This is a genomic window from Bradyrhizobium sp. HKCCYLS3013, assembly GCF_051167615.1.
GTDB lineage: Bacteria > Pseudomonadota > Alphaproteobacteria > Rhizobiales > Xanthobacteraceae > Bradyrhizobium.
Map to the genome: position 1 here is coordinate 83,145 of NZ_JBNPTK010000005.1, position 22,474 is coordinate 105,618.

19 protein-coding genes are annotated in these 22,474 nt (G+C 66.0%); 9 read left to right on the plus strand and 10 right to left on the minus strand.

The window, feature by feature from the left end:
* Window positions 1-56 precede the first annotated feature (56 nt).
* Window positions 57-1,118 (plus strand): AraC-like transcriptional regulator QhpR, encoded by a 1,062-nt coding sequence (qhpR, locus tag ACQR1F_RS11320; RefSeq protein WP_434913035.1) that lies wholly within the window; start codon window positions 57-59, stop codon window positions 1,116-1,118.
* A gap of 16 nt (window positions 1,119-1,134) precedes the next feature.
* Here qhpR and ACQR1F_RS11325 read toward each other — a convergent pair whose 3' ends face one another.
* The 3 genes from ACQR1F_RS11325 to ACQR1F_RS11335 form a co-directional block, all read right to left on the minus strand.
* Window positions 1,135-2,307, minus strand: a complete 1,173-nt coding sequence (locus ACQR1F_RS11325) for a M20 aminoacylase family protein (RefSeq protein WP_315802762.1) — start codon at window positions 2,305-2,307, stop codon at window positions 1,135-1,137.
* 78 nt (window positions 2,308-2,385) lie between these two features.
* Window positions 2,386-3,318 (minus strand): glycosyltransferase family 2 protein, encoded by a 933-nt coding sequence (locus tag ACQR1F_RS11330; protein ID WP_434913036.1) that lies wholly within the window; start codon window positions 3,316-3,318, stop codon window positions 2,386-2,388.
* A 50-nt stretch (window positions 3,319-3,368) separates the two neighbouring features.
* A complete protein-coding gene (locus tag ACQR1F_RS11335; protein WP_434913037.1) occupies window positions 3,369-3,890 on the minus strand; it encodes an NUDIX domain-containing protein in 522 nt (173 codons plus the stop codon).
* A gap of 131 nt (window positions 3,891-4,021) precedes the next feature.
* Here ACQR1F_RS11335 and ACQR1F_RS11340 point away from each other — a divergent pair, with 131 nt between their 5' ends.
* Window positions 4,022-4,906 carry a metallophosphoesterase family protein gene (locus ACQR1F_RS11340; RefSeq protein WP_434913038.1) on the plus strand — a complete coding sequence of 295 codons (885 nt, stop codon included), beginning with the start codon at window positions 4,022-4,024 and terminating at the stop codon, window positions 4,904-4,906.
* A 15-nt stretch (window positions 4,907-4,921) separates the two neighbouring features.
* On the opposite strand, the gene ACQR1F_RS11345 is transcribed toward ACQR1F_RS11340, so the two are convergent.
* Together ACQR1F_RS11345 and ACQR1F_RS11350 are read right to left on the minus strand one after the other, a co-directional pair.
* Window positions 4,922-5,470 (minus strand): hypothetical protein, encoded by a 549-nt coding sequence (locus tag ACQR1F_RS11345; RefSeq protein ID WP_316217341.1) that lies wholly within the window; start codon window positions 5,468-5,470, stop codon window positions 4,922-4,924.
* 233 nt (window positions 5,471-5,703) lie between these two features.
* A complete protein-coding gene (locus tag ACQR1F_RS11350; protein ID WP_006612464.1) occupies window positions 5,704-5,910 on the minus strand; it encodes a DUF4170 domain-containing protein in 207 nt (68 codons plus the stop codon).
* A 195-nt stretch (window positions 5,911-6,105) separates the two neighbouring features.
* Here ACQR1F_RS11350 and ACQR1F_RS11355 point away from each other — a divergent pair, with 195 nt between their 5' ends.
* Window positions 6,106-7,551 carry a helix-turn-helix domain-containing protein gene (locus ACQR1F_RS11355; RefSeq protein WP_315802757.1) on the plus strand — a complete coding sequence of 482 codons (1,446 nt, stop codon included), beginning with the start codon at window positions 6,106-6,108 and terminating at the stop codon, window positions 7,549-7,551.
* A gap of 814 nt (window positions 7,552-8,365) precedes the next feature.
* Here the strand turns inward: ACQR1F_RS11355 and arsA are convergent.
* The gene (gene arsA / locus ACQR1F_RS11360) at window positions 8,366-10,135 is read right to left on the minus strand and encodes an arsenical pump-driving ATPase (protein ID WP_434913039.1); all 1,770 of its coding nucleotides are present in this window, start codon (window positions 10,133-10,135) and stop codon (window positions 8,366-8,368) included.
* Between the two features lie 591 nt (window positions 10,136-10,726).
* Between arsA and ACQR1F_RS11365 the strand changes: the two genes are divergently transcribed.
* Window positions 10,727-12,232 (plus strand): glucan biosynthesis protein G, encoded by a 1,506-nt coding sequence (locus ACQR1F_RS11365; RefSeq protein ID WP_434913040.1) that lies wholly within the window; start codon window positions 10,727-10,729, stop codon window positions 12,230-12,232.
* Window positions 12,220-14,358: a glucans biosynthesis glucosyltransferase MdoH gene (gene mdoH / locus ACQR1F_RS11370; protein WP_434913041.1), complete on the plus strand. Its 2,139-nt coding sequence runs from the start codon at window positions 12,220-12,222 to the stop codon at window positions 14,356-14,358. Before ACQR1F_RS11365 ends, mdoH begins: the two co-directional genes overlap by 13 nt.
* Window positions 14,359-14,365: 7 nt before the next feature.
* Here mdoH and ACQR1F_RS11375 read toward each other — a convergent pair whose 3' ends face one another.
* Window positions 14,366-15,664, minus strand: coding sequence for a TadE/TadG family type IV pilus assembly protein (locus tag ACQR1F_RS11375; protein ID WP_434913042.1), 1,299 nt, complete (start codon window positions 15,662-15,664; stop codon window positions 14,366-14,368).
* A gap of 335 nt (window positions 15,665-15,999) precedes the next feature.
* On the opposite strand from ACQR1F_RS11375, the gene ACQR1F_RS11380 reads away from it, so the two are divergent.
* Window positions 16,000-16,422: a hypothetical protein gene (locus ACQR1F_RS11380; protein WP_434913043.1), complete on the plus strand. Its 423-nt coding sequence runs from the start codon at window positions 16,000-16,002 to the stop codon at window positions 16,420-16,422.
* 157 nt (window positions 16,423-16,579) lie between these two features.
* Here ACQR1F_RS11380 and ACQR1F_RS11385 read toward each other — a convergent pair whose 3' ends face one another.
* On the minus strand, window positions 16,580-17,284 hold the full coding sequence (locus ACQR1F_RS11385; RefSeq protein ID WP_434874658.1) for a hypothetical protein: 705 nt from the start codon (window positions 17,282-17,284) through the stop codon (window positions 16,580-16,582).
* Window positions 17,285-17,770: 486 nt separating this feature from the next.
* Between ACQR1F_RS11385 and pgm the strand changes: the two genes are divergently transcribed.
* The gene (gene pgm, locus ACQR1F_RS11390; protein WP_316238485.1) at window positions 17,771-19,411 is read left to right on the plus strand and encodes a phosphoglucomutase (alpha-D-glucose-1,6-bisphosphate-dependent); all 1,641 of its coding nucleotides are present in this window, start codon (window positions 17,771-17,773) and stop codon (window positions 19,409-19,411) included.
* Between the two features lie 245 nt (window positions 19,412-19,656).
* Window positions 19,657-20,895: a lytic murein transglycosylase gene (locus ACQR1F_RS11395; RefSeq protein ID WP_316178458.1), complete on the plus strand. Its 1,239-nt coding sequence runs from the start codon at window positions 19,657-19,659 to the stop codon at window positions 20,893-20,895.
* 62 nt (window positions 20,896-20,957) lie between these two features.
* Here ACQR1F_RS11395 and ACQR1F_RS11400 read toward each other — a convergent pair whose 3' ends face one another.
* Entirely contained in the window at window positions 20,958-21,332 is a 375-nt protein-coding gene (locus tag ACQR1F_RS11400; RefSeq protein WP_316238484.1) for a VOC family protein, read from the minus strand.
* Between the two features lie 203 nt (window positions 21,333-21,535).
* A complete protein-coding gene (locus tag ACQR1F_RS11405) occupies window positions 21,536-21,727 on the minus strand; it encodes a hypothetical protein (RefSeq protein WP_434913044.1) in 192 nt (63 codons plus the stop codon).
* Window positions 21,728-21,915: 188 nt separating this feature from the next.
* On the opposite strand from ACQR1F_RS11405, the gene ACQR1F_RS11410 reads away from it, so the two are divergent.
* Entirely contained in the window at window positions 21,916-22,419 is a 504-nt protein-coding gene (locus ACQR1F_RS11410; protein WP_316178084.1) for a DUF1993 domain-containing protein, read from the plus strand.
* The last annotated feature ends 55 nt before the right edge of the window (window positions 22,420-22,474 follow it).

A 22,474-nucleotide genomic window follows, 5' to 3' on the forward strand; every position in this document is an offset into this window, starting at 1 on the left:
CTTGCATAACTACGAGGTGTGAAACAACGGCGCATTTCCTCAAAGGTGAGGATTTCATGGCACAGCATCCGACAGCCGAAAGCCAGCATCCGCGCGATCGGAGCCGCAACATTCTGGCCGCCGCGGCCACCGGCGTCGCTGATTTCATCGCCCAGACAGGCGGCCGTCCGGAAGCGGTGTTCGAGCGGATCGGCATCGATGCCAGCTGCCTCGGCGAGACCCGCCGCGCGCTCGACCTCGCCGACTATGTCGCGATGATGGAAGACGCCGCACAGGAGACCGGCAACGACAATTTCGGCCTTTGGTTCGGCCAACGCTACCAGCCGCGGATGCTCGGCCTGATCGGCGAGATCGCGCTGGCGGCGCCGACGCTGGGCTCGGCGATCGAGCATCTCGCGCTGTGGTTTCCCTGGCATCAGCAGGCGACCGAAACCCGCCTGACGCGCCACGACGGCTTGCTGCGGCTCGAATATCGCATTCTCGACGGCTCGATCGTCGATCGCCGGCAGGATGCCGAATTGACCATGGGCATGTTCGCGAACGTCTTCCGTGCGTGCCTGCCATCGGGCTGGGCGCCTGACATGGTGCTGTTCGAACACGCCCGGCCCGCGGCCTGGCGCGATCATGAGGCAGCCTTCGATGCCGACGTCGGCTGGTCGCAAGGCACCAATGCGCTGGTGTTTCGCGACCGCGGCCTGGACCGGCCGATGCCGGGGGCGGATCTTCCACGCCTGCAGCGGCTGACGACGGATCTTGCCGGTGTCGCCGGCTCCTGCGGCACGCCGGCGTTCCTCGATCTGGTCCGTGGCGAGATCCGGCGGCGGTTGTCGGCCGGCGCGCTTCATCTCGAGGAGGTCGCCGATGCGCTGTCGACCACGTCATGGACGTTGCAGCGCCGGCTTGCCGAGTTCGGCGCCACCTTCTCCGACCTCGTCGAGGCGACGCGGCTCGACCTCGCCCGCCACTATCTGCGCCAAGCGCATCTGCCACTCGGCGACGTCGCCTTCCTGCTCGGCTATTCCGAAGCCTCAGCCTTCTCCCGCGCGTTCTCGCGCTGGACCGGCTGCAGCCCGCGGCATTGGCGCCAACGGTCATTGCAGGCGACGGCTCGCAGTTAAAGCCGCGCCACCGGCATCAATCTGCCGGCATCGTCTTCTCGACCAGCCGCACCCAATAGGAGGCGCCATGGCCGAGGATGTTGTCGTTGAAGCGATAGGCCGGATGGTGGCAGTCCTTGCCGTCGCCCATGCCGAGGAAGACGAAGGCGCCAGGGCGGGCCTGCAGCATGAAGGCGAAGTCCTCGGCGCCCATCAGCGGCGGCGCATTGTCGACCACCCGCTCCGCGCCGACGACGTCGCGGGCGACATCAGCGGCAACACCGGTCTCGCGCGCATGGTTCATCGTGATCGGGTAGAGCCGCGTGTATTTCGTCGTCGCCTCACCGCCATAGGTGCGGGCGATGCCGTCGGCGACCTCGGCAATGCGGCGCTCCACCAGGTCCTGCACCTCGGGATCGAGCGTGCGCACGGTCCCCTTCAGTTCGACGGTCTCCGGAATGACGTTCATCGCCGTGCCGGCCTCGACGACGCAGATCGAGATGACCGCCGACTTGATCGGATCGACGTTGCGCGACACGATCGACTGCAGCGCGGTGATGATGTGCGCGGCGATCAGCACGCTGTCGACCGCCTTGTGGACCCCGGCACCGGCATGCCCGCCCTTGCCGCGGACGGTGATCTCGAGCTGGTCCGACGACGCCAGCATCGGGCCCGGCCGCAGCGCGAAGACGCCTTCGGGCACGCCCGGCGCGTTGTGCAGGCCGTAGACCTCCTGGATGCCCCAGCGGGTCATCAGCCCGTCGTCGACCATCGCCTTGCCGCCGGCGCCGCCCTCCTCGGCCGGCTGGAAGATCACGATCGCCGTGCCGTCGAAATTGCGCGTGTCCGCGAGATGCTTGGCGGCCCCCAGCAGCATCGCGGTATGGCCGTCATGGCCGCAGGCATGCATCAGGCCCGGCGTCTTCGACGCGTAGGGCACGCCCGAGGCTTCCTCGATCGGCAGCGCGTCCATGTCGGCGCGCAGGCCGATCGTGCGACCTGAGCTGGTCCGACGGCCGCGGATGACACCGACCACGCCGGTGCGTCCGATGCCGGTCACCACCTCGTCACAACCGAATTCGCGCAAGCGCTCGGCGACGATGCCGGCGGTGCGGTGCACCTCGTACATCAGCTCGGGATGTTCATGGAAATCATGGCGCCAGGCGGCCATGTCGTCGGTGAGCGCGGCGATGCTGTTCAGGATGGGCATGGAGGCGGTGTTCTCGTTCGGGACGGTGACGCCCGAACCATGACCGGAACGGCGGATGGACACAAGCTCTCGCCCGCATCAGCCCTCGATCGGGGCGTGTGACAGGTACGCGAGCAGCTTCATCTCGCGGCGGCCGCGGGTGACGGTGTCGAGCACGAGGCCCGATGAGGCCGACAGCAGCGCCATGATCATCAGGCCCATCGACAGCACCGCGGTCGGCAGCCGCGGCACCAGCCCGGTCTCGATATAGGTGACGAAGATGGGAATCGCGAAGCCGATCGAGACCAGCGCGAGGAAGATGCCGATCGCGCTGAAGAAGCGCAGCGGCTTCTCCGAACGATAGAGCTTCAGGATCGTGCCGAGGATGCGGAAGCCGTCGCGCCAGGTGTTGAGCTTGGAGACAGAGCCTTCGGGCCGCGCGTAGTATGGCGTCGCGAGCTCGGCGACCGGCAGCGCCAGCTCCAGCGCATGCACGGTCAGCTCGGTCTCGATCTCGAATCCGTCGGAGAGGACGGGGAAGGATTTGACGAAGCGGCGCGAGAACACGCGGTAGCCGGACAGGATGTCCTTGAAGGCCTGGCCGAACACCTCGGCAAGGAAGCTCGTCAGCATCCAGTTGCCGGTGCGATGGCCCATGCGGTAGGCGGCCTGCTCCTGGTCGACCCGCAGGCCCACCACCATGTCGAGCCGCTCGCTCACGAGACGCGCGATCATGCCGGGCGCGCTCGGCGCGTCATAGGTCGCGTCACCATCGACCAGCACGTAGATGTCGGCATCGACATCGGCGAACATGCGCCGGACGACGTGGCCCTTGCCCTGCCGCCGCTCGCTGCGCACCTCGGCGCCGGCCGCGCGCGCGACCTCGATGGTGCGGTCCTTGGAATTGTTGTCATAGACGTAGACGGTGGCCGTCGGCAGCGCCTGCTTGAAATCGCGGACCACGGTGCCGACCGCGGCCTCCTCATTGTAGCAGGGCACCAGCACGGCGATCCGCATCGAAGCTGAACTCATCGACCCCTCTCCCCCAGGGACGGGAGACTGCCCTCATTCGGTGCAGAAATTCATAATGATCCGGCGACAACGCGCTGTTCCGGCCGCCAGGTGGGAATGACCTTAACGCCGTCCAGCACCTCCCGCAGGCGGGACCGCGTGCCGAGCGTGGTTCCCTCCGGCAGCGCGTCCGGTGCGAAGAAGCCGGCCTCCACGATCTCGAGGTTCGGTTCCGGCGGCCGGTCCTGCGTGAACCTTTTGATAACGAAGACGGCGACGTGGTCGCGCGGCGAGACGTGGCTGTTGAGGAAGATGCCGTGCAGCTCCGGCTCGCCTTCGAGCGCGATCCGGCCCTCCTCGAACAGCTCCCGCGTCAGCGCCTCGATGAACGTCTCGCCGACCTCGACGCCGCCGCCCGGCAGGTGCCAGCCCGAGACATAGCCATGCCGGACCAGGAACACGCGGTTCTCGGCATCCAGCACCACGCCGCGGACGCCCAGCGTCATGCCGCGGGCGAAGCGCCAATAGAGGTGGAAGCCGCGCCGGAGCACCGGCTCGAACCGGATCCGCAGCCGGCTCAGATGTGTCGTCATCGCTGTCGTCGTCCTGGTTGTTCTTGCGCTCGCAGGCGGGGCTTGTCATGAGAGCCGGGGCATCACGAGGGATAGCACGAGATGACATCTGCTGGGCGCGCCTGCATCCGCCATCGGCACCGAGGGGCGTAATGGCTGCCTTCACCCTCGCCCACCTGTCCGACCCGCACCTCGCCCCCCAGCACAAGCCGCGCCTGTCGGAGCTCGCCGGCAAGCGCGCACTCGGCTATCTCAACTGGACGCGCAATCGCTACAAATATCACCGCCGCGACATCCTCGATCTGCTCATCTCCGATCTGCATGCGCAGATGCCGGACCAGATCGCCGTCACCGGCGATCTGGTCAATTTCGCCCTCGAATCCGAATTCCCGCTCGCCCAGGCCTGGCTGCGGACGGTGGGGCCGCCGGACAAGGTCACCGCGATTCCCGGCAATCACGACGCCTATGTGCGCTCGACGCGGCTGCGCTTCGCCGAGAGCTTTGCCGACTATTTCGGCGGCGATGCCGAGGGACCGGCTACGTTCCCGTCGCTGCGCCGGCGCGGGCCGCTCGCGTTGATCAGCCTGTCCTCGGCCGTGCCGTCGGCGCCGTTCATGGCGACGGGACGGCTCGGCAGCGCACAGCTCGCCGCGCTGGAGCAGATGCTCGAATCGCTGGCCCACGAGCCGCTGTTCCGCGTGCTGCTGGTGCATCATCCGCTGCGCTCGGCCCACCGGATGAAGCGGCTGACCGACGCCGGGAAGCTCGTCGCGCTGCTCGCGCGCCACGGCGTCGAGCTGATCCTGCACGGCCACGACCACGTGCATTCGACGATCTGGATCGACGGCCCGGAGCGCAAGATCCCGGTCGTCGGCGTGCCCTCGGCGTCGTCGATGGCGCATGGCCACTATCCCGCCGCGGCCTACAACATGTTCGCCATCAGCAGCGACGGCAATCACTGGCGCTGCGACATGAGGGTGCGGGCGGTCAACGAGGCGCTGCGGGTGCGCGAGATCCGCGAGGTCCGCCTGCTTTGAGGCGCGGCCACGCCGTCAGATCTGCTGCAGGCTCGCATAGAATGCGACGCCGAACAGCGACAGCGCGCCGAGCACGAAGCCGAGCACGAACGGCCAGACCCCGCCGCGCCGCCGCGGCGCCTCGGCGCTCGTCTTCGTCTGAGCCCTTGCGACGCTGAAGGCGCGCTCGCGCTCGACCATGCGGCGCGCGACGTAATCGGTGACGGCCTTCACGATCGCCGCGATGTCGTGCGACTCGGCGAGCACGACGCGGCCGTTTCGGGTGTCCTGCACGAAGCGATACTGCCGCTTGTCACGCCCCATCACGACGTGGGCGACGACGTCGATCCACAGCCGCGGCGTCTCGCCCTGGCTGATGCCGCGATCGAACAGATCGAGCTGGCTCGGGATCTCCGCGAACAGCGGGTCCAGCGCGTCGTTGAGAATTTCGAGCCGCGCCACCTCGGCGTCGCGCAGGTCGACCACCACGCCCGTTCGGTCTGCGGCCTCGATCCGGGCCTGGCGCAGCGCCTCGCGCAGGCGCACGGGGCGGGCTTCAGTGCTGCTGTCGGCGGCCTCGGACATCGGTCACGCTTTCACGGTTCGGCCCTGGTTTCGCCAGGTTCCCACCGTGTTAACGTAGCAGTAACCCAGTATTCTGCAATCCCCTTTCATCTTCAATGGGTTATAAGCACGCTGGCGTAACCACGAAACGGACGTGGGCGGCCTCCTCCGGCATGACCCGGCTGAGACCGCCCCGTCCTTGGGCTCTTTCCTCGAGCTTATTCAAATACCCGGCAATGCATTCCTTCCGGCGATCAGGCCGCCGGCGCGCGCTGCGGCTCCTCGACGATCGAGAAGCGGACGCCGGCCTTGTGGCGGTTCTCCTCGGACACCTCGCGCCAGCAGTCCTCGGCCTCCTTGCGCGACTTGAACGGCCCCTTCACCTGGGCCGAGCCTTCCACCAGCTTGTGGAAATTCATCGAGCCGAACTCGCCGCCGATCACCCAGAAATTGCTGGTCATGAGACCCTCCTTCAACCGTCACAACTTTGACAGTGCATTGCGAATTGCGTGACAGGAGATAAACGCGAAACCGGCAGCTTCGTACAGAGGCCTTGTTTTCGAATGGTGATGTCATGTAACATCATCACTTGTCATAAATGTCATTTTGTCAATTTTGTCACAATCCGAGGGCCGGTCGGCCATGAGGGGATCGCGATGCCCGGTGAGTCCGGAAAGAAGCTGTTCGTCGGGCCCCGCTTCCGGCGCATCCGCCAGCAGCTCGGGCTGTCCCAGACCCAGCTCGCCGAGGGCCTCGGCATCTCGCCGAGCTATGTCAACCTGATCGAGCGCAACCAGCGCCCGGTCTCGGCCCAGATCCTGCTGCGGCTGGCCGAGGCCTATGATCTCGATCTGCGCGATCTCGCCACCGCGGACGAGGACCGCTTCTTCGCCGAGCTCAACGAGATCTTCTCCGATCCGCTGTTCCGGCAGATCGAGCTGCCCAAGCAGGAGCTGCGCGACCTTGCCGAGCTCTGCCCCGGCGTCACCCATGCGCTGCAGCGGCTGTACGCGGCCTACGCCGAGGCCCGGCGCGGCGAGACCCTGGTGGCGGCGCAGATGGCCGACCGCAACGACGGCGCCCGCTTCGAAGCCAACCCGATCGAGCGGGTGCGCGACCTGATCGAGGCCAACCGCAATTATTTCGCCGAGCTCGAGCAGCAGGCCGAAGCCTTGCGCGACGCGCTCGACGTCCCGGCCGAAGGACTCTATGCCGCGCTCGCCGCGCGGCTGCGCGAAAAACATTCGGTGCAGACCCGTGTGATGCCGGTCGACGTCATGCGCGAGACCTTGCGCCGCTACGACCGCCATCGGCGTCAGCTGCTGATCTCCGAGCTGGTCGACGGGCCCGGCCGCACCTTCCAGCTCGCAGTCCAACTCGGCATGGCCGAATGCCTCCCACAGTTCGAGATCATCATCGGCCGCGCCGGCGCGCTCGACGACACCTCGCGCCGGCTCTACCGCATGACACTCGCGAGCTATTTCGCCGCCGCCGTGATGATGCCCTACGCACCGTTCCTCACTGCTGCCGAGGCGCTCAGCTACGACATCAACGTGCTGGCGCAGCGCTTCAACACCGGCTTCGAGCAGGTCTGTCACCGCCTCACCACGCTGTCGCGCCCGAACGCGCGCGGCATTCCGTTCTTCATGCTGCGCGTCGACAATGCCGGCAACGTCTCCAAGCGCTTCTCGTCGGGCACCTTCCCGTTCTCCAAGTTCGGCGGCACCTGCCCGCTGTGGAACGTGCACTCGACCTTCGACACGCCGGACCGGCTGCTGAAGCAGATCATCGAGCTGCCCGACGGCTCGCGCTATTTCTCGATTGCCCAGATGGTCCGCCGCCCGGTGGCGCCGCATCCGCTGCCGCAGCCACGCTTCGCGATCGGCCTGGGCTGCGAGATCCGCCACGCGTCGCGCCTCGTCTACGCCGCCGGCATGGATCTCGAGACGGCCGAGGGCACCCCGATCGGGGTCAACTGCCGTCTCTGCGAGCGCGAGAACTGCGCCCAGCGCGCCGAGCCGCCGATCACGCGGACGCTGATTTTGGATGAGACCACCCGGCGAGTCAGCTCGTTCGCGTTCAGCAATGCGAGGGAGTTGTGAGGGCTCCACTCTCGCCTCCGTCATTCCGGGGGCGGAGTGTGTAGCCCCGCTCTCGCAATGACACTGAAAAAACAACGCACGGACGCGAGCACACGTCACGCGGAGACACGTGAAGCTCGGATATCCGGTGCGGAGAGACATGCAGTCACCTCCTCGCGGCGCATCTGCGCCCGAGCTTTTCTGTTAGTTTGCCCACTTTGAACACAGAGGGCGCAGGGAAGACCGGGAGCTCGCCGCCCCCATGGCCCCCGTGCGGAAAAAATGCACGGGGCAGGAACCACAGGTTCGGCTGGGACATCCCGGCCTTCCCCGCGCGATGGCTTTACGGCTTACTCCGTGCTCTCCCCAGGGACCGGCTGTCTTGCCCCTGTCATCAGCGCCATCGCAGGCGCAAACTTGATCTCAGCACCGGGAGATCAGGACCACACGGCTTGACCGTGCGCATCGAACCGTTCGTCGGCACGATCGCTCGCGCTGCAGTTCGATACGCCCATCGCATCCCGCACCCAACGCTCGTGACGACCGCGAAACGCCCCTCAGATCGAGGCGGGACAAGCGGAGTGAACATCAAATTCTGAAAAATGGAAACAGCAATATTTTTGCCGATAGGACTGGACACGAGTGATCCAGCTGAACTCGCTGACGAAATCAGTCCATCGGCGCACACGGAATTGACAGCTCGACAGGCCATGAGCCGGTAGCGCGCGCCGCAAATCCAACAAATATGCGCGGCCGATTTGCCCGACGGGCGGGCGGGGTCGCGTAACAAGAGACGCGAGGGGAGGAGACCAGATCGCGCTGGAGCTGAACGTGATCAAGATCTCGGTATCGATAAGGCCTCAAGCTCCTCGATGCCGACAGGAGGCCTGCTTCGCCACCCCATGATGAAAGCGCGCTTGGCCAGGCCGTCCTGAACACGAGCGATCTGGGTCCGCTCTCTGGCAATCCGCGCTTGCAGCAGGGGATCGCGAGTTCCGGAGGCGGCGAGGCATTTGTTGATCACCCAACCGAACGGCTCGATGCCGGCGCGCCGCAGGTCCTCTTGGAGAGCGGCGGCCTCCGAAACGGGCGTCGTTTCCGGCAGGGTCACCAGGATGATCTGCGTGTAGCTGGAATCCTGCAATCGCATCAGCGGCGTGATCAGCCGGCCAGCGGCGCTCGGCTCCAATTGGCTCGTCATCTGGCGATGATAGGCCCCGGTCGCATCGAGCAGGAGCAGAGTATGACCGGTCGGCGCCGTATCGAGCACCACAAAGGCGCTCCGGGCTTCCGCAACCACGTGCGAGAAGGCATGGAAAACGGCGACTTCCTCCGTGCAGGGCGAAGCCAGGTCCTCAAGCAGGAGCGCCTTGCCCTGCTCATCCAGGTCGCGGCCACGGCTCGCCAGTATTTTCGCGACATAGCGCTCCGTCTCGCGCCGAGGATCGATCCGGTCCACCGTCAGCCCTGGGATCGCGGCGTCAACGACATCCATGACGTGGGCCGCTGGATCGGTCGTGCTGAGGTGGACGGCATGCCCGCGCCTCGCAAGGCCGACAGCGATGGCAGCGGCAACCGTCGTCTTCCCGACGCCGCCCTTGCCCATGACCATGATGAGGCCGCGATTGCGGTGAGCGATGTCATCGACCAAGCGGTCGAGTCCACGCACGTCAACCGGCACTCCAACTTGTTCGCCAGTCGACGTCTCAAGCCGTGGACTGGACGACGACAACATGGCCCTGAGCGCCGCGAGACCCACAATGTCGAACCCAACCAATGGGACGTCGTCCCGCGGCAGCTTTCGCAGCGAATCCGGCATCGAGGCGAGCGCCTCATCCTGATCCCGCTCGAGTGCGCTTGCGACCGCGTCGGCAGGGTCAGTGGCGTGAAAGCGTCCGTTCACGACGAGTGTCTGATTGGAGAGGTTGAGTGCATCAAGTTCGCTCGACGTTCGCGCCGCCTCCCGGATTGCACTCCGGTCGGCGCGGGTCACCAGGACCACGGTCGTCCGCCGAGGATCGCCCAGCGCTTGAAGCGCTTGTCGAAAACGATCCTCCTGCATCTTCAAACCCGAATGTGGGCCGAGGCACGATGCTCCGCGGTCGTTGTCCTTCAGGAAACCGGTCCAAGCCTTCGGCAGGCTCAGAAGCCGCAAGGTGTGGCCGGTCGGGGCCGTATCGAAGATGATATGGTCGTGACCCGCTCTGTCCCCGTCCAGCAATCCGACGAACTCGTCGAATGCGGCAATCTCGGTGGTGCATGCGCCGGAAAGCTGCTCGCGTATGGTCGATCTCTCCTGATCCGTCACCGTGGTCTCGAGCTGTTCGAGCACGCGAGATCGGTAGCTCTCGGCTGCGGCCTCAGGGTCGATATTCATCGCGAAGAGCCTTGCCGCGTTCGGCACCGGCACCGGCCTGTCAGTTAGTTCAACTTCCAACATCTCGTCGAGGTTCGACGCAGGATCGGTGCTGACCAGAAGGACACGCAATCCACGGTCCGCGAGACTGATGGCGGTCGCACAAGCGAGCGACGTCTTGCCTACACCGCCCTTGCCAGTGAAAAAAAGAAAGGGCGTCGGAGCGTTCAGCGCACGCAATCGAAGCATTCAAATCCCTTCCAGGTGATCGTGGTGCGGCATTGCCGACCCGGGAGTCGGTAAGATTTTTGTCGCCGGCGTTCGCTCGATTCGGTGCATGAACTGGGCGCGGAGTGCTAGACCGACTTCGACGTCCTTTCGGGTCACCAATCATGGTACCTTTTCGTGCCTTGATCGGTTGCCGCAGACCAATCGATTCGTAGAGCCCCGGCACGACTCCTTGTTGCGATGGATCAATAATCGTGTTGCAGGAGCGCACCCATCGTCGGCATTGCGGCAGCCGCCGAGTGCGAGTCAGGACGTGGAAGATCCCAGCCCTGGATGTAGCCCCGCACCTTCCGGCGTAAGACACGAGAAGCAAAATTGCTGCGGCTGACGCGAGCAGGTCGAATGCTCACGTCTCGGCTCCATGTCCGCCACGCGGGACCGTCGCTCACGCTGCGTTCAGAACGCCGCGCACATGCTCTCACGCGCCGGACGGATCGCCGTTGGCGCATTCAGCAGGTCGGAACTCCAAAGCCGCCTCTTGTTGGCTTGCGGTGGAACCGCAGGCCTCCAGAAGGGTTGCTCCGCAGTTCCACGCAACAGAGTGAGAATAAGTTGAATCGCCGTCAGTTCATTCAATCTGCGGCTGCGATCCCGGTCGCCGCGTCCCTGGCGCGGAGCGCGTCCGCAGCGCCGCCTGCGGCTCAGCCGTTCAGTGCAGCCACCGTGCGCGACCTCGCACGCGCCCTCGCGGCCAAGCCATTCGCCGCGCCGGACGACAAGCTGCCGGACGCGCTGGCGAAGCTCGACTACGATGCCTATCGTTCGATCCGCTTCCTGCCGGACCACGCGCTGTGGCGCGGCGACGACCTGCCGTTCCAGGCGCAGTTCTTCCATCGCGGCTCGATCTACAAGGACCGGGTCGACATCTACGAGGTTGCGGACGGACAGGCCAGGCCCGTGGCCTATCGTCCCGAGGACTTCGCATTCGGCCAGCAGGTCGCGGCGTTCCCGGCGGCCGACCTCGGCTTCGCCGGCTTCCGCATCCATGCGCCGATGAACCGGCCGGACTACTATGACGAGGTCTGCGTGTTCCTCGGCGCGAGCTATTTTCGCGCGGTGGCCAAGGGTGAGATCTATGGTCTCTCCGCGCGGGGACTTTCCATCGACACCGGCGAGGCGAAGGGCGAGGAATTCCCCGTCTTCAAGGCGTTCTGGCTGGAGAAGCCGACGCCGGGCGCCACCGCGATGGTGGTGCACGCGCTGCTCGACAGCAAGAGCGCGACCGGTTCCTACCGCTTCACCATTCGTCCCGGCGAGACCACCGTGTTCGACGTCGAGGCCTCGCTGTACCCGCGCGTCGAGATCGGCCATGCCGGGCTGGCGCCGATGACCAGCATGTTCTTCTTCGGACCGAACGACCGCAACGAGGCCGACGACTTCCGACCCGCGGTGCATGATTCCGACGGGCTTGCGATGTTCAACGGCAAGGGCGAGCAGCTGTGGCGTCCCTTGAGCAATCCGCGCGACCTGCAAGTCAGCGTGTTCAACGACCTCAATCCGCGCGGCTTCGGCCTGATGCAGCGCGAGCGCAGCTATGCCGCCTATCAGGATCTGGAATCGCATTTCGAACGGCGGCCGAGCCTGTGGATCGAGCCGATCGGCGACTGGGGCGAAGGCGCCGTGGTGCTGTTCGAGATTCCGACCAAGCAGGAGATCCACGACAACATCGCCGCATTCTGGCGGCCGAAGACGCCGCTCGCCGCCAAGGGCGAGCACAACATGACCTATCGCCTGCATTGGGGACAGGACGCGCCGAAGCCGCACGCGCTGGCGCGCTTCACCCGCACCGGCGTCGGCGTTCACGGCGAAGGCCGGCTGTTCGTGCTGGAGCTCGAGGGCGACGCCCTGAAAGGGCTCGATCCGGCGCAGGTCAAGGGCGTGGTGAGCGCCGACAAGGCCGAGGTGACCAACATCGTCACGCAGCCCAATCCCGAGACGGGCGGATGGCGGCTGAGCTTCCAATGCGCCGTCAATAGCGCACCGGTCGAGTTGCGCGCGGAGCTGACCGCCAACGACAAGCTCGTCTCCGAAAGCTGGATCTACCGATGGACGCCGTAGCCGCAGAGACGATGCGCGCGCCTCGTCGCGCGGAGATCAACGGCCTGCTGCCCCCAGAAGCGCCGCTCGCGATGCAGCCGTCGCCGCTCCATCATGTTCCGGCGGCGACGCAGGCGATCACGAGCGGGCCACGCATCGCGTTCCGACGCATGCTGATCTTCGCCGGCACGGCCGCGCTGACGCTGGCCGGCTGCACCAGGATGTACGAGGTGGTCGATGTCGGCGGCGTGACCGTGCTGGAAGGCATGGTGCTGGTGCTGTTCTCGATCCTGCTCGCCTGGATCGCCTTTGCTTTCGTGTCGGCGCTGGCCGGCTTCTGCGCGATGTTCGCGCGCCGCCGCGATACGATCGCGATCGACGTCGAAGGTCCGCTGCCCGGACTCTCGAGCCGCACGGCGATGCTGCTGCCGACCTACAATGAGGATCCGCACGCGGTGATGGTGCGCTTGCGCGCCATGATCGAGTCCGTGGCGGAGACCGGTCAGGCCGAGCGCTTCGACTGGTTCCTGCTCAGCGACACCACCGATCCCGACATCTGGATCGGCGAGGAGGCCGCGTTCCTGGCGCTGCGCGAGGCCTGCGGCACAGATCGCGTGTTCTACCGGCACCGCGCCGACAATGTCGCCCGCAAGGCGGGCAACATCGCCGAGTGGGTACGGCGCTTCGGCGCGGCCTATGATCACATGATCATCCTCGACGCCGACAGCCTGATGAGCGGCGCGACCGTGGTACGGCTGGCGCACGCGATGGAGCATGCCCCTCAGGCGGCGCTGATCCAGACCCTGCCCGTTATCGTCAACGGCACCAGCCTGTTCGCGCGATTGCAGCAATTCGCCGGCCGGCTCTACGGACCCGTCATCGCCGCCGGCAATGCCTGGTGGTACGGCGCAGAAGGCAATTACTGGGGCCACAACGCCATCATCCGCATCGCCGCGTTCGCGCAGGACGCGGCCTTGCCGGAGTTGCGCGGGCGAAAACCGTTCGGCGGGCATATTCTCAGCCACGACTTCATCGAGGCCGCGCTGATGCGCCGCGCCGGCTGGGGAATCTACATGACGGTCGACCTCGACGGCAGCTACGAGGAAGTGCCGCCCTCGCTGATCGATCACGCCGCGCGCGACCGGCGCTGGTGCCAGGGCAATCTGCAGCATCTGGCGGTGCTGCCGGCGCGCGGCCTGCACTGGGTGTCGCGGCTGCACCTGTTGATCGGCATCGGCGCCTACATCACCGCGCCGCTCTGGTTCGCGTTCCTCGTGCTCGGCATCCTGATTTCGCTGCAGGCCAATTTCGTCCGCCCGGAATATTTCCCGAAGGGCTTTGCGCTGTTTCCGAGCTGGCCGGCGCAGGATCCGGTGCTCGCCGCCCAGGTCTTTGCCGCGACCCTCGGGCTCTTGATGGTGCCGAAGCTGCTCGCCTGCCTCGCGACCTTGTTCACGCCGGCGCGGCGCCGCGGCTTCGGCGGCGGGCTGCGCCTCTGCGTCGCGGTGTTGGCGGAGACCGTGCTGGCGGCGCTGATCGCGCCATCGATGATGATCTTCCAGTCGGTCGCCGTGATCGAGATCCTGCTCGGGCGCGACGCCGGGTGGCAGGTGCAGCGCCGCAGCGACGGCGGCGTGAGCCGGCAGGAGATCTATCGCAAGTTCGCGCTGCCCACCCTGTGCGGCCTCGCCATGGCTGCCAGCGCCTATGCGGTGTCGCTGCCCCTGCTCGCCTGGATGTCGCCGGTCATCGCCGGCCTCGTGCTGTCGATTCCGATCGGCCTTCTGACGGGCGGCCGCGGCACCGGCGCCGGCCTGTTCGTGACGCCCGAGGACCGGACGCCGCCGCGCGTGCTGATCCGCGCCCGGGAGCTTGCCGGTGAGCCCGAGCCTCGCCGCGAGGCCGCGCTGGTCGCGCTGCAGCGGAATGCCGAGCTGCGGCGGCAGCACGTCGATGCCCTGCCCGTGCCGCGGCGGCGCGAGCCGGGCGACATCGATGTCGAGCTGACGACGGCGAAGGCCAGGATTGCCGACGCGGCATGCTTCAGCGACGCAATCGACTTCCTCTCCCGCCGCGAAATGCTCGCCGTGCTCAACGATCGCACCACGATCGAGCGGCTCGTCAAGCTGCCGGCCTCCGAGGCGTGAGCCGGGGCTACTTGGTCAGATGCGCCGAGGCGATCGCCTGCTGGAACAGAGCGGTCAAAGCGGCGCCGATGCTGCCGCTGGAATCCACCTCGTAGTAGTAGCCGGGGCTTGCGCAAGACTTCATGATGTTGCCGATGTCGCTGCGCCACGGGGCGATGTAGGTCGTGTACCAGCTGTTGTTGGTGATCGCGAGATAGGTGGTGTAGAGCACCGCGATCTTGATGCCACGCGCCTTCAGTGAGGTGCAGGTCGCGGTGTTCAGCGGCTCCTGGCAGCGTCCGCCGGAAAGCACCGTCTTGCTGCACGTCGTCGGGTAGGAGTAGTCGGCGACGCCGTCGGCGACGAGGAACAGCCATTTCTGCGGCTTGGTCGACGAGCCGTCGCCCTGCGTCGGGATCACGCCGTTCATGGCGGACATCGCGCCGTCGTAATCGGTGCACATGTCGTTGTTGTAGCCGCTATAGGGGATCGTCATCAGGTCCAGCGAGCCGACCGACGACTTCACCGACGACATGCTCGACGACAGGCTGGCGATGGTCGTGAGGCCGAGCGAGCCGCAATCGCTGCCCAGGCTGTAGACCGCCATGCGGTACTGGTTGCTGACGACCTGGCTGGCGGTCGCGGTGTCCGTAAGCGACTGCGTCGCCGACCTGACGACGTCGATCCGCATCGTCACGCCCTTCTTCTTGGCGATGGAATAATAGCTGTTGGTCTGCAGCGTCTTCTTCGTGCTCGACGTATAGGTGTCGTGGCAGGCGAAGGCGCACTTGTCGGAGGTCGCATTCTGCAGCGTCGTCATGTCGGCCGTGGTTGCGCCGAGGCCCTGCGACGGCGAGTTGTCGAGCAGAACGTAGAAGTCCATGTAGGTCGGGAACGAGGCCGAAGCCGACGACGAGGCCGAGACCGTCATGGTCGGGTAGCCGAACATGTGCATGAAGGCCGTCTTGACCACCACGCTGGCGCTGCCGGTCACGGTCCGCGCGGTGACGCTATCGCTGATATCGATGTTCAGCGAGTCCGCCGCCAGATTATGCGCCGCCATCTGGCCGTTGAACATGTTGGTCGCCGCCGTCTTGGCGTCCGACGCGGCGCCGCGCATCGCGGTGTAGCCGGTCGCAGCCAGCATCGCGGCGTCCATCGAAGCCGACAGCTTCGCCTTGGCGCGCACGGCCATCGAATAGTCGATCGCCGAGCCGACGAAGGCGAGGATCGGGAGCAGGGCAAGCGCGAAGATGATCGCGATGTTGCCGCTCTGGTCACGACGGAACCGCGACAATAGCCTGAGGTATCTATTTCCGGCCAGCACGGCCACACTCCAACAAACACGGTGATGTTGCCGAGGATGTTGCGGATCAACCGTTGCATTGGAATTGATGGAATTGCAGAGAATTCGTTACGTTGCGTTTCCGATTGTCGTAAGCGGTGTCGATACACCACTCGAAGCGGCATGACCGCCATGCGCAGGGTTTTCGTGGGCCCGCACGACACCGAATGACGGACGGGTCTCATCCGCCCGCCGCCCGGATCTGCGCAGCGCCCCTCCTCTGGTACCCCGATTGCAAAGCGGCGGCGCCGATTGCATAGTCCGCGCGGTTTGCAGCGCCGGGGCGCGCTGATTCTCTGGGGGAGTTGGGGACGACGATGGCGGATGCCGATCTTGATGCCGTGATCCGGCAACTGGCCAAGCAGCAGAACAAGGCCATTCTGGCCGCGGCGAAGAAGCGCAAGGACCGCTTCACCGGCATGGCCGTCAAGGCCAAGGACAAGGATGCCAAGGAGCGCTTCAAGCTGCTCGCGCGCGAGGCGGTCGAGCAGGCCAATGCCGCCGCCCGACGGCTCCTGATCTCCGCCGACAACGTCGCCGACAGCTACGCCCGCGCGATGCGCCAGGCCGCCGCCGCGGAGCTGCCCAGGAAGCCGGAGACCAAGCAGCCGGAGAAGAAGGCCGACGGTGCGGCGGCCAAGCCGCAAGGCGGCAAGGCGACGAGCAAGGCGGCCGGGAAGGATCCTGCCAAGCCCACACCGAAGAAGGCCGCGCCGAAGAAGGCCGCCAAGAAGGCTTGAGCCGGGCTCCGAACGTGGGAGCCCCCCTCCGCAAGATTGCGCCCTCGACAGCAACCTTCGCCGGGCCTTTCGACTTGCCTCCGCAACAATCTGTCCTGATGACTGCATGAAGGCGCTGCTTTGGCATGCCAAGCAGATGTTCATGCTCGTCGTGAGGCTAAGGCTTCAGGACGACAGAGAACAGGCGAAAGCCCGCGATCTTCGGAAACGCCTCCGCGGCCTCGGGCGAGACCAGGGCCACCACGGCCGCGCTCACCTCGCCATTGTTCAACCGGGTGATCGCGGTGGCCTGCCCTTCCAGCAGCAGCACCTCCGTCGCACCGGCCGCATTCATGGCCGCGGTGATCTTCGCGTTGGACTTGGCATAGCGCTCGTCGATCGCGATCACCTTGCCGCTGAGATCGCCTACGCCACGCACGGTGGGACGCGCCAGCAGCACAGCGACGAGAGGACTTTCGCCGGGTCCTTCGGGGACACGCAGCGCGGTCATCCGCTCGGCGAGCTCGGCGGCCACCGTCACCGCAGCCACCATGACGTCGTTCTGGACCTTGGCCGGACTCGGCGTGTCCGTCGTGGCGGCGGGGGTCTTGATCACCGGCGAAGGTGCTCCGTCAGCCGGCGCAGGCGAACCGGGCCGCGGCGTTCGCGCCGGCGCCGCGAGCGGCTTCTCGATCGGTTTGTCAACCGGCCTTTCAGTCGGCTTCTCAGCCGGCTTGGCGGTGACGATTTGCGACTTGACCCGGCGCTTTGCGGCACGGGCGTGCTTGCGCTGCAGAGCCGCGCGGCGCGCGACCGCAGGCTTGTGGATCGTGGTGATAGGCTCCAATGATTGCGGCGACTGGTCGGCGACGGGACCGTCCACGCAGGGCCTTCCGCTCAGATCGACGCAAGACGATGCCACCTGCGGCGTGACCTGGTGGCTGCAGCCGGCCAGCGCCAAGGTTGAAACGACGGCCAACGCGCCGAGACAAAGCGCTCTCACTTTTCCGCTCCTGACGACTCTCCCGCGCACGAGACGCGCCTCTGCTCTGGCCTGCTATTTCAAGGGTCATCGGTTAAACTCAGGCTTAAGCGCCGGTCCCGGCACGCGGACTCCGTGAGGCGTGGTTAATGTCGCGCGCACAAGGTGGCGACATTGGCCGGCCTCGACCGCGAGTGTCGAGCATTCCCCCAGCCGACCTCGAACAGGCTTCACGCCGTCGCGGGGGCGTGCACGAATTCCGTTGATCGGATCGCCGCACGCCGCCATGTTGCGGCAGGTTCGTCGCGACGCGCCGCGTTCCCTGCGCCCGCCGCGGCGGAACGAAGCGCCGCCGCAGATGTTTCTCGAACTTGCGAAGGATGCTTCATGGCCAAGACAGACCCCGCAGCCGGCAAGCCGATCGCCAATGCTGCGCTCGCCAACATTCCGCGGCTGATCACGGCCTATTATGCGCTGAAGCCCGACCCGCACGAGCCGACCCAGCGCGTCGCGTTCGGCACGTCGGGCCATCGCGGCTCGTCGTTGAAGACCGGCTTCAACGAGAACCACATTCTCGCCACCAGCCAGGCGCTCTGCGACTACCGCCGCCAGCAGGGCCTCGACGGCCCCCTCTTCGTCGGCATCGACACCCACGCGCTGGCCGAGCCCGCGCTGGCCAGCGCGCTCGAAGTGTTCGGCGCCAATGGCGTCGAGGTGATGGTCGACAAGGACGGCGGCTACACGCCGACACCGGTGATCTCGCACGCCATCATCTCCTACAACAAGGGCCGCACGGCGCATCTCGCCGACGGCGTCGTCATCACGCCGTCGCACAATCCGCCGGAGGATGGCGGCTACAAATACAATCCGCCGCATGGCGGCCCCGCCGACACCGATGCGACGGGCGAGATCGAGCGGCAGGCCAATGTCTATCTGGCCAACGACCTCGATGGCGTATCGCGCATCAGCTACAGCCGGGCCAAGCAGAGCGGCTCGGTGCACACCTACGACTACATCACGCCCTACGTCGCCGATCTCGCCAACACCGTCGATCTCGAGGCCGTCAAGTCCGCGGGCATCAAGATCGGCATCGATCCGCTCGGCGGCGCGGCGATTGCCTATTGGGCGCCGATCATCGAGCGCTACGGCCTCAATGCCACCATCGTCAACGATCTCGTCGATCCGACCTTCCGGTTCATGACCGCGGACTGGGACGGCAAGATCCGCATGGACTGCTCGTCGCCCTATGCGATGGCGAGCCTGATCGGCATGCGCGAGCGCTTCGACGTCGCGTTTGCCAACGACACCGACGCCGACCGCCATGGCATCGTCACGCGCTCGGGCGGGCTGATGAATCCGAACCACTATCTGGCGACCGCGATCTCCTATCTGTTCGCGCACCGGCCCGACTGGCGCAGCGACGCCGCCATCGGCAAGACCATCGTGTCGAGCTCGCTGATCGATCGCGTCGCGCAGAAGCTCGGCCGCAAGCTGGTGGAGACGCCGGTCGGCTTCAAATGGTTCGTCGAAGGGCTCGGCTCCGGAAGCTTCGGCTTCGCCGGCGAGGAGAGCGCAGGCGCCTCGTTCCTGAAGCGCGACGGCACGGTGTGGACCACCGACAAGGACGGCCTGATCCTCGGGCTGCTCGCGGCCGAGATCATGGCCAGGCGCGGCCGCGACCCGAGCGAGCTCTACAAGGAGCTGACGGCAGAGCTCGGCGCGCCGGTCTATGAGCGCATCGACGTGCCGGCGAGCCCGCCGGCAAAGGCGGCGCTGAAGGCGCTGACGCCGGAAATGCTGAACCTGAAGGAGCTCGCCGGCGATCCCGTCCGCATGGTGCATACCAAGGCTCCGGGCAACGGCCAGTCGTTCGGCGGCATCAAGGTCGAGACCGACTACGGCTGGTTCGCGGCGCGCCCCTCCGGCACCGAGGACGTCAACAAGCTCTATGCCGAGAGTTTTCGCGACGCCGAGCATCTCAAGCGGATCCAGAGCGAGGCCCAGGCGGCGCTGGCGAAGGTTGGGTGAAGAGGGCGAGTAGCGAATGGGGGCTTCCTCATCCCCTATTCGCTACTCCCTATTCGCCATTCGCTCCTTTCCACCATTCGCTTCCCCCTCGCCTTTTCCTTTCCCTCCGTATCGGATATCGATGGATGGACAAGGAATTAGACAGCCATCGGTGAGACCGGATGCGAAGCTCTTCGACTGCCTTGCGCGTCACCTTCAGCGCGCTCGCAACCTCGTTCATGCTGGTTGTCAGCGCGTCGGCGCAAATGGCGCCGGAGGCTGCGGCGCCGCGGCCCAAGCCGGCGCCATCGATGCGCGCCGCGGCCTGCCATAACGGCCAGAGCTTCGACCGGTTTCTCGCCGAGCTGAAGCAGCGTGCCATTGCCGAAGGCGTGTCTCAGAGCGCGATCGCGGCCGCCTCGCCCTACCTCACCTACAACCAGGGCATCGTCAATCGCGACCGCGGCCAGCGCGTGTTCGGTCAATTGTTCACCGAGTTCGCCGGCCGGATGGCCGCGCCCTACCGGATGCAGAACGGCCAGCAGCACATCAAGGCGCACGCGGCAGCGTTCGCGCGCGCCGAGAAGGAGTATGGCGTGCCCCCGGCGGTCATCGCCGCGTTCTGGGGTCTGGAGAGCGATTTCGGCGCCAACATGGGCAATTTGCCGGTGCTGCCGTCACTGGTGTCGCTGGCCTATGACTGCCGCCGCAGCGAGCGCTTCCAGAACGAGACCATCGCCGCATTGAAGGTCATCGACCGCGGCGATCTCACGCCGTCAGAGATGATCGGCTCCTGGGCTGGCGAGCTCGGCCAGACCCAGTTCCTGCCGACCCACTACGTCACCTATGCCGTCGACTATGACGGCGACGGCCGCCGCGATCTCCTGCGCAGCGCGCCCGACGTGATCGGCTCGACCGCCAACTACATCGCGACCGGACTGAAATGGCGCCGCGGCGAGCCGTGGCTGGAGGAGATCCGCGTGCCGCAGACGTTTCCCTGGGAGCAGGCCGACCTCACCGTCAAGGCGCCGCGCAGCAAATGGACCGCCCTCGGCGTGACCTATGCCGATGGCCGGCCGCTGCCGAACGATGCGCTCGAAGGCTCGGTGCTGCTGCCGATGGGCCGCAACGGCCCGGCGTTCCTGGCCTATGCCAACTTCGCCGCTTATACCGAATGGAACAACTCGCTGATCTATTCGACCACGGCCGGCTACCTCGCCGCCCGCATCGCCGGCGCGCCGCCAATGCGCAAGCCCGCCGGTCCCGTGGCGCAACTGCCGTTCAACGAGATCAAGGAGCTGCAGCAGCTGCTGGTGAAGGCCGGCTTCGACGTCGGCAAGGTCGACGGCGTGCTGGGACAGCAGAGTCGCACCGCGGTCAAGACGATGCAGCTGCGGCTGGGGCTGCCGGCCGACTCCTGGCCCACGGCAGAGCTGCTCACGCGGATGCGTGGAAACACGCCGCGGGCGCAGGCGGCACCGGCTTCAACGACAGCGACGCGGTGAGCGCACATCGGCGGGCGACGCCCGCGCGTGGCGCGTAAGAGCCCAAACGAGTCGATGACCTCTTACGACCCGGCGCGCAGCCGCGTTGGCCAGCCGACACGGACCAAGGTTTCATCCGGGTCGGATTGCGCGAACTCGTACATCCCCCAAGGCTTGTCTTCGGGCGTTTGCTGAAACTCCCGCGCCGCGGCGTCGACATCCTCGACATAGAGGTAGAGTCCAAAGGGGTTTCGGCCCGGCGTCAGCCATCCCTCGACCGCGTCCGTCAGGTGCAGAGATCCACCTTGCGGATTCGACAGCATGCGATAGGTGTCGGGCTCACCCGGAGCCGGCCTGTCGCTGTCCGGGCGCGCAAAGCCGAGCCGATTGTAGAACCGCTCCGAGGCATCGAGATCATTGCACGGCAGGATGGCGATCAAAGCTCCGGAACGGATCATGCGTGTCCTCCGATGTCATGCGACCATCGTCCGCTCCTCCCAATTCCAATCTATCACCCTTGGAATTGGACCGCGAGATGATCGCTCCGGACACAAAAGCGGGAGCTGACGGACAACTCGAGCCCGTCGGCTTGTCACAATGATCTCCATCCCGAGCATGGTCGGCAACTCAGCCGAAATGAGCCGTCGCCGTCGTGCCTGCCTCAGTACGGGTGCCGGTCCTTCTTGTCCATCCAAGCCTTATACGCCTTCAGGCCGGTGTCCCGCTCGAAATTCTCCACGACCTCGATCCGGCGTTGCGTCCACGGCTCGGCGAAATCCTCATACTGGAAGGCATGCGCCTGATGGATGCCAGTCGTGCGACAGCAGTGGCGACCGCCTATTTGCCGCGACATCGAAAATCGCTGAGAACGCCGGCGACGGCCAGCTCGCATAGACGAGGTGATATGCCGGGAACGGTAGGGCAGCAATCCGCCAGCGCCCGGAAAAACCGGAAAGATGCAGTTGCATTCTCTTGAACGCCGCCCCATCTCCGAGGGCGCGCGCTTTCGTCGCGACGTCTCCTGCCAAGAGAGAGCATCACATGTCCTTCTACGATTCGACCGTCCCGGCTTACCTCCAGATCCTCGGCAGCCTGTCCGGCCTGCTCAGCAAGGCCGAGGCCCATTGCGAAGCCAGGAAGATCGCCCCCGAGGTGCTGCTCGGCGCACGCCTGTATCCGGACATGCTGCCGCTCTCCAAGCAGATCCAGCTCGCCTGCGACTTTGCCGCCAAGGGGTGCGCGCGGCTGTCCCACAGCGAGATCCCCAGCACGCCCGACACCGAGACGACATTCGCCGAGCTCCGCCAGCGGCTCGCCAAGACCGTCGATTACCTCAAGGCGTTCACGCCGGCGCAGTTCGACGGGGCCGATAGCCGCGACGTGACCTTTCCCAGCGGGCCCAACACCACCCTGACCCTGAAGGGGCAGGACTTCGTTAACCGCGTCTCGTTTCCCAACTTCTATTTCCACGCTGCGATCGCTCACGGCATTCTCCGCCACAACGGCGTCGACATCGGCAAGCGGGACTTCCTGGGCGTGGCCTGATCCCCTTTCGTGTACTGCGACAGGCTGTCCAGCGGACGGCCAGTCGCGGCCGCTC